The sequence below is a fragment of the Saccharibacillus endophyticus genome, from assembly GCF_013185185.1.
Classification (GTDB): Bacteria; Bacillota; Bacilli; order Paenibacillales; family Paenibacillaceae; genus Saccharibacillus; species Saccharibacillus endophyticus.
Genome location: NZ_JAAZWE010000002.1, coordinates 1005999 through 1019197, shown reverse-complemented (window position 1 = coordinate 1019197; position 13199 = coordinate 1005999). Strand labels below are relative to the sequence as shown.

General features: G+C 38.5%; 12 protein-coding genes. 10 read left to right on the top strand and 2 right to left on the bottom strand.

Annotated elements, in window-relative coordinates; all coding sequences use genetic code 11:
* Positions 1–7: 7 nt before the first annotated feature.
* The 10 genes from HRQ63_RS10390 to HRQ63_RS10355 all read left to right on the top strand — a co-directional run bounded on the left by HRQ63_RS10390 (position 8) and on the right by HRQ63_RS10355 (position 9829).
* Complete coding sequence (locus HRQ63_RS10390) at positions 8–532, top strand: hypothetical protein (RefSeq protein WP_172242842.1); 525 nt, start codon at positions 8–10, stop codon at positions 530–532.
* 6 nt (positions 533–538) lie between these two features.
* Complete coding sequence (locus tag HRQ63_RS10385) at positions 539–1624, top strand: sigma-70 family RNA polymerase sigma factor (protein ID WP_172242839.1); 1086 nt, start codon at positions 539–541, stop codon at positions 1622–1624.
* 260 nt (positions 1625–1884) lie between these two features.
* Positions 1885–2772, top strand: coding sequence for a DUF4007 family protein (locus HRQ63_RS10380; protein ID WP_172242836.1), 888 nt, complete (start codon positions 1885–1887; stop codon positions 2770–2772).
* Positions 2769–6245, top strand: coding sequence for a hypothetical protein (locus HRQ63_RS10375; RefSeq protein ID WP_172242833.1), 3477 nt, complete (start codon positions 2769–2771; stop codon positions 6243–6245). The genes HRQ63_RS10380 and HRQ63_RS10375 overlap by 4 nt, the downstream gene beginning before the upstream one ends.
* An 11-nt stretch (positions 6246–6256) precedes the next feature.
* A complete protein-coding gene (locus HRQ63_RS10370) occupies positions 6257–7135 on the top strand; it encodes a hypothetical protein (RefSeq protein WP_172242830.1) in 879 nt (292 codons plus the stop codon).
* Between the two features lie 24 nt (positions 7136–7159).
* On the top strand, positions 7160–7648 hold the full coding sequence (locus HRQ63_RS10365) for a hypothetical protein (protein WP_172242827.1): 489 nt from the start codon (positions 7160–7162) through the stop codon (positions 7646–7648).
* A gap of 429 nt (positions 7649–8077) precedes the next feature.
* Entirely contained in the window at positions 8078–8179 is a 102-nt protein-coding gene (locus HRQ63_RS25885) for a hypothetical protein (protein ID WP_229714125.1), read from the top strand.
* A gap of 17 nt (positions 8180–8196) precedes the next feature.
* Positions 8197–8391: a DEAD/DEAH box helicase family protein gene (locus tag HRQ63_RS26270; RefSeq protein WP_342355252.1), complete on the top strand. Its 195-nt coding sequence runs from the start codon at positions 8197–8199 to the stop codon at positions 8389–8391.
* Positions 8316–8618, top strand: a complete 303-nt coding sequence (locus tag HRQ63_RS26265; RefSeq protein WP_342355255.1) for a DEAD/DEAH box helicase family protein — start codon at positions 8316–8318, stop codon at positions 8616–8618. Before HRQ63_RS26270 ends, HRQ63_RS26265 begins: the two co-directional genes overlap by 76 nt.
* 59 nt (positions 8619–8677) lie before the next feature.
* Complete coding sequence (locus tag HRQ63_RS10355) at positions 8678–9829, top strand: hypothetical protein (protein WP_172242824.1); 1152 nt, start codon at positions 8678–8680, stop codon at positions 9827–9829.
* A 67-nt stretch (positions 9830–9896) separates the two neighbouring features.
* Here HRQ63_RS10355 and HRQ63_RS10350 read toward each other — a convergent pair whose 3' ends face one another.
* Together HRQ63_RS10350 and HRQ63_RS10345 are read right to left on the bottom strand one after the other, a co-directional pair.
* The gene (locus HRQ63_RS10350; protein WP_172242821.1) at positions 9897–12791 is read right to left on the bottom strand and encodes a DEAD/DEAH box helicase; all 2895 of its coding nucleotides are present in this window, start codon (positions 12789–12791) and stop codon (positions 9897–9899) included.
* Positions 12791–13189 carry a (deoxy)nucleoside triphosphate pyrophosphohydrolase gene (locus tag HRQ63_RS10345; protein ID WP_172242818.1) on the bottom strand — a complete coding sequence of 133 codons (399 nt, stop codon included), beginning with the start codon at positions 13187–13189 and terminating at the stop codon, positions 12791–12793. Before HRQ63_RS10345 ends, HRQ63_RS10350 begins: the two co-directional genes overlap by 1 nt.
* Between the last annotated feature and the right edge of the window lie 10 nt (positions 13190–13199).

The following is a 13199-nucleotide window of genomic DNA, read 5'->3' as shown; positions in this document are numbered from 1 at the left end:
TAGGAGAATGTTATTTCAAGGTCAATACCGATTTTTAGGTACTCATGCTGATAAAGCGAAAAAACTCACATCAGAATTTGACACTAATAAACACAAGTTATTTTCTAATGGATATGAAGTATTTCAACTTGCACCTATTGTGGGGTTTTTGTATAAAAGGAAGGCGAACCAAAATAGAGACATTCCAGGAGATTACAGTATATTCGATGAACAGATGTCAAGATATAATGATATTTTCCAGTTTCATTACCATCTGATTATCTTGCTTGACGAAGAACATGAACCAAACTTTGAAATCCGAGTGGACAAAGCATTCAAATTTTATGGTACAGATAGAGCTGCTCCTGATGAAGAGCTTTATGAACAGTATCTTCGCGGAGGAGTTGATGTGCTATATGAAAAACTCATTGAGCCTTCAACATCAGCTGATGATTATACAAAAAATTTATATGAATTTATGAAAGACTTTGAATTTCGATATGGTCAGAATACGGATGAAATATTAGATTTATGCCAAATTGCAAGGAGTTAAGAGCATATGAGTTCAGCACTTAGCCAGCAAATGATTATAGATAAGTTGTATGCTCTATATAAACAAAACGGCTATTTGCGTGAAGAGGATGCTCTTGACCTAATGATTACTGAAAATACTCCTCTTGTAAGAATAAGCCGAATAACCGATAAGTTAATTGAAATGGGCGTAATTTTTCTTGAAGATTTCTCTAATGAAGACGATGAAGAATATTATGATCGAGCACAAGTTGATTATGATTCTATTTACAAGGAAGTTCTAAAAATTTCTCCTCAACAAGAGATATTTATAAGTTATTTGCGAGAAGTTAGACCTGCACAGAATAATGAATGGAGGATACTTCTCAAGCAAATAAGTGATGGAAATAATTATGCTTATAGTCGTCTTTTTGAAATGCATTTACGAGTAGTAGTTCGAATCGCGCTGCGCTATGCAAAAGATGAAAATATCGAACTTGATGATGCGATTCAAGAAGGAGCAATGGGTTTGATGCGTGCTATAGAGAAATTTGATCAAACTCAACATGAGAATTTTGGATCGTATTCACCTTTGTGGATTCAACAATATATTAGTAGAGCCGTGGCTGATACAGGGAGAACAATTAGAATTCCTGTGCACATGTTAGAGACAATGGATAGGATACGAAAATCCAAAAAAAAATTGGTTGCTTTGCATAGTAGTGAGCCAAACCTTAAACTGTTGTCTATAGAAAGTGGTATTTCCATCAAAAAAATAAGAGAAAGCGTACGTATAATTAAGAACATTTCAGGTTTGTTATCCTTAGAAGAATTAGCTGAGAATATGCAAGAAGACAATGTTTTTAACTGTAAGGAAAATAGCTATTCAATTGACAAGGCTATTGAATATATTTTTCTTCGTCAAGATTTAATTGAAGTGATGAAAACTTTAAAATCACGTGAAGCAAAAGTTCTTTTGATGCGCTTTGGTTTAGTAAATGGTTTGGAATATACACTAGAAGAAATAGGTGCCGAGTTTGCTGTCACCCGCGAACGTATACGTCAAATTGAAGTTAAATCGCTGGTGAAAATGAGAAGTTCAAAATCTATTGTCAAACTAAAAGATTATATTTAAAATTCATTTTATTAAAAAATTGGATAAAATGAAAATAGTGAGAAATAAAATCTGAGTAGGATAGAACTGTTTTGCTAAACTTATATATGAATAAATCTCGAGTTATAGAATTGGTGAAATAATTTAAATTCGTATTTAAGAAAGTTTTACTGCGAATATACGTTCCTTAAAGTATTGTAGATCAGTAATAAGTCCTGTATAATTACTCCTGGAGAATGATATCCAGGAGTAATTATAGTTATATAGGAGATGATATATATATGGCATATGCAAGACATCAAAGCTTTTATATAAGGGATAAATGGTTTAGCAAGGGCCTTAGAGAAGTGAAGCGTAATTCTAGGTTTTTATTAGAAGAAGGTTCTTTTGAAAAAATTGGACTAGGAAAGAATATGCTAGAAGCACTAAAGTATTGGTTGTTAGCTCTTGGAGTTATAAATGAAATACAGAAGCACGGTCAACGCAGCCATGAGCTTACTAAACTAGGCAACTATTTTTTTGAAAATGACAAGTTACTTCAAAAGCCAGAAACGCTAGCCATATTGCATTATAACTTGGTAAGAAATAAAGAAGATCAATCTACAATTTTTGAATGGTTTTTCAATGTATATAAAGAGACAAGTGTCAGTAAGCCTGATCTCATTCATTCTTTTACAACATGGGTTGAACAAAGAGAGCCGAAAGCCATTTCAGAAAAAACGTTAAAAAGGGATCTTGATTGCTTAATTCAATTTTATGCAAAGGGTCCAAATGAAAATGATCCAGAAGATATGATATTTAGTCCTTTTTCTTCTTTATCTCTTATAAAAGTTGAAAAGTCTGGAGAAGGATTTGATCGCATCAAAAAAAAATCTCTTTCTATAGAAAACATAGGAACCCTGGCTCTGTATTATGTTTTGTTAGAATATGCTGAAAATAAAAAAGTTGATCTTATAAGCATAGATGAGATTCTTAATGGAGATTTTTTATGGGGTAAAGTATTCAATTTTTCTAGAAATAAAGCAGTCGAAGCTTTAAACCTACTCGCAGAGGATCAAAAAAAACCGATTCAATACGTACGAACCAATAATTTAGATTATATTAAAGTGCCTAAACTCTCTCCTACGGAATTACTTGAAGTCGGTGTAAACGAAGGAGTACTGAAATGACTTTTAAAACTAGTGTAAATATTAAATTTGATATAGGTAATAATGAATTAATAGAGAGGTATATTCCTACTCCTTCTCACGCGGAAGCTATAAAGGGTATCCTAGAAGGTTTTACCGAAACAAGTACTGACCATTCACATATGATTTTGGGACCTTACGGGACTGGTAAATCATTAATAGCTAATATCGTAGGCACACTAGTTTCAAAGCAAGGTAAAGAACTAGAAGTTAATGGGTTGCTTAATAAGTTTAGTCAAGTTGATGATAGCATTGCTAAGCAAATTGACAAAGCGACTAAACTCGATATTCATTATTTGCCTATATTACTGAGTGGTAATGAAGGACGATTTAGACAATCTATAATTTCTGCAATACTCAAACAACTTAAGCAGCTAGGGATCGAAGTTGTGTTACCAGGGTCATCTTCTAAAATCTTAGAAACTGTAGACCTTTGGAAGCATGAATATCCTTATACCTATGAGGCTTTAACCTCTAGATTGATTTCAGATAACAAAGAGTATGAGAGTTGGATGCAAGCTATTAAAGATCAAAATGCAGAAGAAGTTAAATATTTTTCTGCTATTTATCCAGCTCTTACTTCTGGAGCCTCCTTTGAAATTGGTTATGAGTGTGGATTTATTTCGCAAATTGAATTCTTATTATCTACTCTCAACAAAAATAGTTTAGGAATCTTTGTAGTTTATGACGAATTTGGACGCTTTCTTCAGGGACTGAGTGCTTCACAGTTTAATGAAGCTATGCAAGATATACAAGACCTAGCTGAACTTGCAAACCGCGTAGAATCTCTTCATTTTCTTTTGATTACTCATAAAAGCTTACGACTTTATTTCAATACAAATAGTGAAGAGTATAATAGGGAATTTCAGAGAATAGAAAAGCGATTTAGACATTATCTTGTAAAAAGCGATCAAGCTACTTTTTTGAGAATAGCGGAAGCTATTGTATCTGAAAACTTAGAAAATAAACCTAAGATTCCTTCAGATATCTATCAGTACATTCAAAGCATAATGCGAAAATTCCCGTTGTTTCCTAGCATTAATCAAACGGAAAGAGATGAGTTAGTCATTAAGGGAATGTATCCCTTGCACCCAGTCTCTCTATTTCTTCTTCCTAATTTAACGCGCATATTTGGTCAAAATGAGAGAACTTTATTTACCTTTTTGGAAAGTAAAGAAACAGGTGGCTTGCTTAATCATATTCAGAAAAGTAAGAATTACTATCTTTCCTATCAATTATTCGATTTCTTTTTCCCAGAAACAAACGAATATATTAATGAAGAAATCACACAACATATCTTGCTTTACAAAAAAGCTTTAGCTCGTATGCCAGATGATTTGCAAAATAAAGACTTAGTATTGAACGTAACGAAATTTATTACACTTTGGAACTTATGTGGATTACAAAATGAGCAGAGGTTAAATAATGAATTTCTATCTTTTGCAACAGATATAGACTCGAAGCAGCTAGAAGAAATGCTTGCGATACTTAGCTCTAACAAAATTGTCCGCTTTAATCGGATCAATAATTATTGGGAATTATTTTCTGGGAGTTCTGTAGATTTACATGAACGTTTAGAAAATGAGAAGCAATTGATTAAGGGGAACAAGATTAGTGAAATGAATGTTTTGTATCAAAACCTTCCTGCAAAATATTACTTTCCTGACCGTTATAATGACGATAAAGGGATGACTCGCTTTGCCAAGGTGGAGCTCCTTCTTGCTAAAGATTTAATTGATTTTAAAATTCATGAAGATCAAAAATCTTCTGATTTGATTCTTTATTATGTTTTATTTGAGGAAGAAATCAATTCAGAGACATTGTTGCAAAATGCAAAATTGATCAGTGAACAACGAACAGACCTTATATTCTTTTTCCATCCAGAGTCTGTTCAATTGATAAGTAAAGAAATCCTAGACTATATTGCATTGGAGTCACTGCAAAGAAATAAAGAACTGAATGCTGAAGATAAAGGGATTAAAGAAGAGATTGAGCTTTTATTGCTAGAAGCTAAGTATACAATCGAGAATTATTTGAGAGAGCTTTCTTTGTTCAAAGAACAAGAGAACTGGTGTATAAATGGGGAAATTTCCAAAGTTGATAGTCGTCAAAAACTAACTGAGATTTTATCGAAGAAATGCTACATTCTTTATGGAGAAACCCCCCAAATTTTAAGTGACTCTTTCAATCGAAATCAAGTATCGGGTGTTCAAAGAAATGCTGCAATTAAGCTGATTGATCAGATGCTGGGAGAACCTCAAACTGAAAGATTTGGCATTGTGGGGAACGGTCCTGAGTATGCTTTATACGCAGCTATATTTAAAAATAATGATGGTCTTGATCAGCATGTGAATCAACTTGATTATACGAATATTCAAAATCCTCATTTTGCACATTTACGGACCAATTTAATCGAGTTCTTAGAACAATCTCCAACAGGTAACTTAAAAGAAGTCGTAAGTCTTTTCATGGGTTCACCGTTCGGAATTAGAAAACCCTTAGTTCCTATTTTGTTAGTAGCTTTGCTTAGAGACAGATGGAGCGAACTGATGCTGTACAGGAATCAAATGTTTGTTCCAGGACTAGACGGAAGCAAATTATATGAAATCATTGTAGAGTTAGGTGCAGAAAATTATGAGTACGAGTATGAGCAAATTGATCAAAATCAGTTAGACTTTTTCAATAGGATAGAAGTTGCTTTTGCGGATTCAATAGAAAAGCGTTTGGAAAACCAATCAAAATTGCTTTATATTTGCGGGACTTTAATGAAATGGCTTAGAAGTCTTCCTAAAGTCATTCAGACTACTGAACGTGCAAGTGCAGAATTTCAGCTTCTTAGAGATTTGATCCGAAGATCTGAAGTTCAGCCTCAAGAAGTGATTGCTAGAATTTACGAGCTTTATAGCAATAAATTTGAAGATCTTCTTCGTCTCAAGTATTATGCAGAATCGTACCTGGAAAGTTTCCAGAATGAGTTAGTAGAAGTTATGCTAGATAAAGCTGAAGTCAGAACTATCGATGAATTCGAAGGGTTAGTACTTGCGCAAAAAAGAAACAACAATTTTAGTAACAAACTTACAAGACATATTTCCACCCTTGGAACTACTATTTCTGATCCACAAGAGAGAATGATAATTTTTGCGAAAAATTATATTGGCGTAGACATAGAGAGCTGGTCTGACGTGACTTTTGACTTGTTCTCGAACCAGCTTAGTTATGATCTTAAGCAAATCTATATGGATGATGCTCAACAAGTTGACGGAGCAAACGAAAATAAAGTAATGGTGCAATTAAATCATGAAGTGAAAGCTATAGAAAAGATTGAATTATCTGAAAAGTCTAAGAGTGTGTATACAAACTTAGAGAGAATGGTCAATTCAGCTGGTTCTAGATTGCCTCGACAGGAGTTAGAGTATTTGCTTTATCAACTGTTCGAGAATCATGTGATGAAATGAGAGTGGAAAATATGAGTAGTACAAGTGAGAAAAAAGTCGTTCATATAGCGATGTTTAGCGGCGGGGCAGGTAGCGCTTATGTCGCCAATCACATGGTGCAAACCTACGGGAAAGAGAACTGCATTTTATTTTTCACTAATACGCTTTGGGAAGATGAAGACAACTATCGTTTCATGGACGAAGTTGCTAACCATATCGGTATTGAAATTACAGAGCGAATAGATGGGCGTACACCAGAAGAAGTGTTTCACGATGAGCGCTTTTTAGGGAATGCTAGATTAGCAAAGTGTTCGGAAGAGCTTAAAGTGCGGCAAACAATTATCTTCTTAGAAGAGGAGCTTCGTAATCAACAAGGCTTAGAACCTATTCTTTACTTTGGTATTGGACCACATGAAACCCATCGTGCAGACAATCTAAAAGAATTCTACAGTCACTTCCCTCTTGAACCGATTGAAACTCGTTTTCCATTAATCGATTTGATGCGCGCTGACTTAGATGCAAAAGGTATTATTCAGGAAGAATGGGGAATCAAGCTGCCGCGGATGTATACGATTGCGGAAGAAATGGCAGACCAGGGAAATGAGAATGCGAAAGTTGTTTTGAATAGCGGGATTAAGGGGTTTTCTCATGCTAACTGCGCTGGGAGATGTGTACGAGGTGGTTTCCAACATTACGCGCTTCTTTACGCAATTTGGCCAGAACGTTATAAGCAACAAGAAGATATGGAAGAAAATTTCCGCGCATCATTCAAAAAGAATGTATCAATCTTGAAGAAGAATGCAGGGCCATATACTTTGAAAGAATTTAGAGAAGTAATGGAGAGAGAGGGGTTTGAACAATTTTTATTCAAGGAAGATGCTGATATTCCTTGTGTATGCTCATTCTCTTAAGTTTTTGATTAGGAGATCTAAAAAATGATCAAACAAAATCAAAGTTGGTGGAAGGACAGCGAGATCCCTGACCTGATAGGACGAAAAAAGGTAGATCCTTCAATGCTAAAGTTCGGAACACACATACCTGGTGATTTTCACTCGGATTTTAGGGTTGCCAATAAAGGTGACCTTCCTGAAGTCGGAGAGAGTCATGCTATAAAGTTACTTTATCAAGATGGAGCAATGAATTTATCATTTGATGCAGAGCTGAAGTATATAGATCAGCACTCCTACAATCGTAGTTCTTTGCACCTTCGGTATGATTCTAATAAGGACCTTCAAAAACTTTTCCAAAGCATTTTCAATTTTTCGTATAATTATTTTTTGGATCATATGCAAGCGAAGGAGCCAGGCCGCAAGAATAAAATTATTATCCCAGATGAAGAAGCTGAGTATATTTCATTTTATATGACCTCTATATCCTATACTTATCGCATCATATTATCACAGCATAACAAGAATAAGTATTGAGTGGAATTTATAAAGATCAATGGAAATCATCATTGATCTTTTTTCTTTCATCCAAAGCCTACCTCTTCGACTACGAAAACGGGGAAGGGCTGCTGATCGTCGGCTCTTCCAACTTTTCGTTTTCGGCGCTGAAGACGGGGTATGAATGGAACCTGGCGATGAACGCGCAGGCGGAGCCGTATACGTTTCAGGACGCGATGGATCAGTTTATGGAGATATTTGTATCACGATGCCACGCTGCCGCTGACCGAGGATACGATCGCGCTGCACGAAGAGGAGTATCTGCTTAATCACCGCAAAAATTCCGAATTGTAGCGTCAGGTAATCCAGACGGAGGAAGCCGAAGTGGATGTCGGAGAGGTATAGGTCGAAGCGCAGGCGTAGGAAAAAAGCACGGATACCTCTATTCAGCTGAGGCCCGCTCAAGCTATGGCGCTAGATGCACTAGACTCGACGATCGAGGAAGAATACGATCGTGCAATGGTAGTGATGGCGACCAGGCTGGGTAAAACGTATCTGGCCGCTTTTTAGCGAAATGTTATCGAAGAGTGCTGTTCGTCGCTCACCGCGAGGAGCTTCTTCAGCAGGCTACGTATTCGTTCCGGCATGTGCTTCCGGAGCGCAGCTACGGTCTGTACAACGGACAGAGCAAAGACGGCCAAAGCAACTGCGTATTTGCCTCGATCTATACTCTGGGTATGAAAAGCATCGCGAAGCCTTTTCCACAGATAATTTCGATCTGATCGTCATCGACGAGTTTCATCATGCAGCGGCGAGATCTTATCGATCGGTACTCGACTATTTCCGGCCGCAGACTCGTACGACCGCATTTTGCTCGTCGATTCAGCAAGCGGATTATCTAAACGATTATTTCCGCATTCGGGGCAGCCGCACGCTGAGCTTGCACTCGTGTATCAAGAAAATGAGCAGGGAAGAAGACATTCGGCGGTTAGACGCGAGAGATTTGTGAGTATCGGCTGCATGTGCATTTTGAGAGGCGAGCATTCAAATAAAGAAAGGAGATAGTGAATGCAACATTTTCGAAGCGACTTAGAAAAAAAAATTGATGATTTTATCAATAAATTTAATCTAAGTGAAGAGATTAAAAAGTCCATTATTTGTGGAGAAGCTTCTTTTTTGAATGAAAACTATGGTTTTGATTTTGACGCTTATTCTGAACAATGGTGTTTTCGAAGCATGAGAAAAGATGAGGAATTTTCAGAAGAATGTAAGGAGGTTGATCATACCTTTTCAGAACGAACAGAGGACCTTGAGAATTATTTGATTAATACAATATGTGATTTAAGAGATTCTATTAATGATAACGAATTGAAAAAAAGTAAAAATCCTAGTTATAGTAAGTTTCTTGCAGCACCACTTTTCAAATATAAAAGAGGAAATGGACCTTTAGTGATAAATAAACTTTTTTTGAACTCTGTAGGAATAGGTTTAAATGTACACTGTTTTGATTGGATTGGAGAGAAGGATATCGCATTTGATCGTTTTGGGAATGAGAGACAACGATATCACATCGAAGATTTTTACATTATTGTTCCCTTTAAAGATCTTTTTTCAAAACAGAAATTAAAAAATTATATTTATGATGAACTGAAATATGTATTTGAAGAAAGAAATGGAATGATGAGTATAGATAATATTACTTTTGTTATAAAAAATATAACTCTGGATGTATCTAAGGTTAGTAGAAAAGTATTTGATGATTTTTTGAGGAAATATGGGGGGAATTATCACTTAAAAAGGTATGCAAGCTATAAGAAGGATCAAGAAGTTATCACGACTCATGAAGGAGCTTTATACAAAGCGTTTGTTTTAAGAAATCAGAAAGCCATTCAAATGGTTAGGTTCATTTATTTGTTGAAAATAGGAAATTGGTATAATGACTATATAGACGATTTTATATCTTCCATGCTGAAAAACACATATTCTCATTTTCTAAAGCTCGATTATAAAGACATTGAAGCTATTCGTTGGATAATAACTTATCTTAGCTGTTCAAGTAAAGTAGCTGAAGAGCGTGAAATATATGCAAATACTTTAAAAAAACGTGCACCTTATAAATTCACTGAAAAAGATAGTATATCAAGTATTTTCAATTTTGCAAAAAATGAAAATTATTTTGAGAGAGATTTCGAAGAAGAATTGCTTGAAATTTTGAATTAGTTTTATTGAATGGAAAATGTGAAGGCAAGAGAATCTAAATATCCTCTTGCCTTTAGTATGATAAGTACTAACCTCGAACCAAATACCCATACAACTTACTCTCCACCGCATTCTCCAACACCAAATTCATATGCACAACGGGAATTGAATTGCCATCTTTATCCGACATAGTGCTATCTACGGCGCTTTTCCCGTCATAATGCGCTCTGCCCAGGTAGTAAAACTCCGTTCCTTCCGCATCATCCTTCTTCACAAAGACATGCAGCTCGATTCCTTCCTGATCGGCATCCAGAATCATCCGAACTTCCGGAGACATCGTCGTGCGCCGGCTGCGGGTCGACCACTTCAGCACTTCCGGATTGATGAGTTCTTCCTGGTACTTCGTGCTAGCCTCGATATCGGAATGTTTCTCGTAGGTCACGAAGATCGGGCATGTTCCGTGCTTGGTCTTATACCCGTACATCGTCGAACTCTCGTCGTTTTCCCAATTCAGCAGCTTGCAGGAGTCTTTTCGCGAATATTTCTTATGCAAAGTCATAGGAGCTTGGCCGTCGTACTGTTCGTTTTTGGAAAAGGCCGTTTGGATCAGGTCTACGATAAGCTCTCTGAAGTATTCTCGTTGCTGCAACGCTTCTTTCATCACGGGATGGAGGCTATACCTTTGATCGTCATGCAGCTCGACTATCGGTGTGGTACCGTACTTTTTCCGCGTCGGATCGGTGAAGAATTCCATACTCAGAACGCGCATGACCGAATACAACGTGTCTACGCCTACCCGGCAGTTCTCTGCTCGAAGACGTTCGACGTATTCTTGTTTGGTCACGTGATCTTGAGTCATGAGCATGTCCAGCAATACAATCTCATGCCGGCGCTTTCCGTTTAGCACTTCCGAAGAAAGCATCATCAAGTACTGTTGATCCTGCTCGGATAAACTCGGAACCGGCTCCTTGATCTTCAACAAGAAGTGATAATAACTTGAAAACTCGTCAGCGAAGATCAGTGGGTCGAGCGAGTTATTTTGCATGAAATCCAGCAGCAGCGGAATACGGTTCAATCGATTTTTAAGTTCGATATACGCTTCGCGAAGCACCTTGAGCGCTGTGAGGTTGCTATTGCTGATCGATTTGAAAATTTGTTGCTTGGCGACTTCTTCGAAGTTGATCGAAGAGACGCCTTTGATGTAACTAGTATCTTTCATATGGCGCCGAATATTATCTTTGTTCTGCGACTTGTCTCCGGAGAGGGCGATCGGGATCATATAGTTGTTTTTGTAGTTGCCGATGAAGTCAATCACCGTAACGAATTCTTTATCCTCATGCTTACGTAATCCGCGACCGAGCTGCTGTACGAAAATGATGCTGGATTGCGTTTGGCGCAGCATGACCACTTGGTTAATGTATGGAATATCGATGCCTTCGTTAAAAATGTCCACGGTGAGAATATAGTCAAGCTCTCCGTTTTCCAACTGCGTCACCCGAAGTTCGCGTTCGTCTTGATCGTGGCTGCCCGTCAGCGCTGCCGTACGATAACCGCGAGCGTTAAGCATATCCGACAAGTCGCCGGCTTCATTCAAGTTCGCGCAGAAGATCAGACCTTTTACCGCTTCTCCCGAATGCCCGTAGTAGACGATTTTCTCTAGTAAATAGTTCACGCGTTCTTCTTGATCCAGCTGGGTCAAACGAGTCGGATCGTCGATCAGTTCGCCGTTTTGAATGAAATCCGTCACGCCGAAGTAATGGAACGGACACAACATATCTTCTTCCAAAGCTTGTTGCAGCCGGATCTCATACGCGATATTGTAATCGAACAATTCATAGATGTTGAATTCGTCCGTACGTTCAGGCGTAGCCGTCATGCCGAGCAGGAACTTGGGTTCAAAATGGTTGATCACTCTCAAGTAGGTATCTGCGCCCGATCTATGTACTTCGTCGATCAAGATGTAATCAAAAGCATCGGCGGCAAAGTGACTTAGATTGTCTGCTCGGGATATGGTCTGGATCGTGGCGAATACGTATTTAGCTTCCGTTTCCCGACGATTACCGGAGAAAATGCCGAAGTCCGAATCCGGTCCGCCGATGATTTTCTGATAGTCGCTCATTGCCTTTTTAAGAATTTGCTCTCTATGCACGATAAAGAGCATTCGACGCGGAGCGGCGTTTCTGACATCAAAAGCAGACAGATACGTTTTTCCGGTTCCCGTCGCCGAGATCACCAAGCCTCTGCGGGCTCTGCTGTCTCTTAATGCGCTAAGATTCTGCAAAGCCTGAACTTGCATTTTGTTGGGTTCGATTCGTCGAAGCGTGTTGTAAGGAACCGCGACTTCCGGCAAGAAAGGAACAGGAAGCTGAATCCGCTCGTTCGCTTTTTTAACTTCTTCATACAGAACTTGATAAGCCTCGATCCAATACGGAGTGAGCGGGGTCGCGGTTTGCCAGGCTTTGTCGAATTCGGTATGGAACTGGCCCAACAATCCGCCGTGTTCGAAAGAGGTGAGCTTCACGTTCCATTCATAATTCGTTTTCAGAGCAGCCGAAGTCAGGTTCGAGCTTCCCATGATGATTGTGGAATGGTTCGGATGCTGGAATACATAGCCCTTTGCATGGAATCCGTCGAGATGAGTAATGCGGACTTCTACATTCGTAATCTTCAGCAGCTCCCGGAAAATCTTAGGCTGGTTGAAGTTCAAGTAATTCGAGGTCAGAATTTTGCCGCGAATGCCTTTGGCGTTAAGATCCGCAAGTTGAGACTTCAATACGGCCAGACCGCTCTCCGTGATAAAAGCTACGGAGAACGTAAAGGTCTGGCATTGCTGAAGCTCTTCAAGCAACGGCGTGAGGACGTGATCGCCTGTGTCTTTATTGTTGATCAGCAGCTTAGGCTTATATTGATCCAACGATTCTTGCTCGTGATTGATGAATCCCCAACTCAGGGAGTCGTTCAAATGCTGCATCGAATTGTCCATCAGTTCTTCATCTGCTCCTGAATTTTCTCAACAGCCGGAATATCCGCAGGAGCCCAGTCTAGCGTCATCAGCTCGGAAGCGGCCAGCCATTTGATATCGACATGTTCGGTCAGCGTAGGTTGTCCGTCGATCAACGTACAATAGAACGTGGACAGATGAACAAAGCCGAATTCGTATTCGTGCACGGTCGTTTCGATGAACTCGCCGATCTCCACCGTGCAATTCATTTCTTCGTCGATCTCGCGTTTTAGAGCTTCTTGCGGCGTCTCGCCTTCTTCGATCTTTCCGCCGGGGAACTCCCATTTGTAAGATAGGGTTTTAGTATTGCCGCGCTGCGCGCAAAGGATTTTTTCATTTTCGATGATGACTGCTCCAACTACGTGAATATGTTTTTTCATGAATGCCTCC

Excerpts from the sequence above, each read along its gene's own strand:
- HRQ63_RS10390 (WP_172242842.1), top strand. The coding sequence starts at position 8 with ATGTTATTTCAAGGTCAATACCGATTTTTAGGTACTCATGCTGATAAA.
- HRQ63_RS10385 (WP_172242839.1), top strand. The coding sequence starts at position 539 with ATGAGTTCAGCACTTAGCCAGCAAATGATTATAGATAAGTTGTATGCT.
- HRQ63_RS10380 (WP_172242836.1), top strand. The coding sequence starts at position 1,885 with ATGGCATATGCAAGACATCAAAGCTTTTATATAAGGGATAAATGGTTT.
- HRQ63_RS10375 (WP_172242833.1), top strand. The coding sequence starts at position 2,769 with ATGACTTTTAAAACTAGTGTAAATATTAAATTTGATATAGGTAATAAT.
- HRQ63_RS10370 (WP_172242830.1), top strand. The coding sequence starts at position 6,257 with ATGAGTAGTACAAGTGAGAAAAAAGTCGTTCATATAGCGATGTTTAGC.
- HRQ63_RS10365 (WP_172242827.1), top strand. The coding sequence starts at position 7,160 with ATGATCAAACAAAATCAAAGTTGGTGGAAGGACAGCGAGATCCCTGAC.
- HRQ63_RS25885 (WP_229714125.1), top strand. The coding sequence starts at position 8,078 with ATGGCGCTAGATGCACTAGACTCGACGATCGAGGAAGAATACGATCGT.
- HRQ63_RS10355 (WP_172242824.1), top strand. The coding sequence starts at position 8,678 with ATGCAACATTTTCGAAGCGACTTAGAAAAAAAAATTGATGATTTTATC.
- HRQ63_RS10350 (WP_172242821.1), bottom strand. The coding sequence starts at position 12,791 with ATGGACAATTCGATGCAGCATTTGAACGACTCCCTGAGTTGGGGATTC.
- HRQ63_RS10345 (WP_172242818.1), bottom strand. The coding sequence starts at position 13,189 with ATGAAAAAACATATTCACGTAGTTGGAGCAGTCATCATCGAAAATGAA.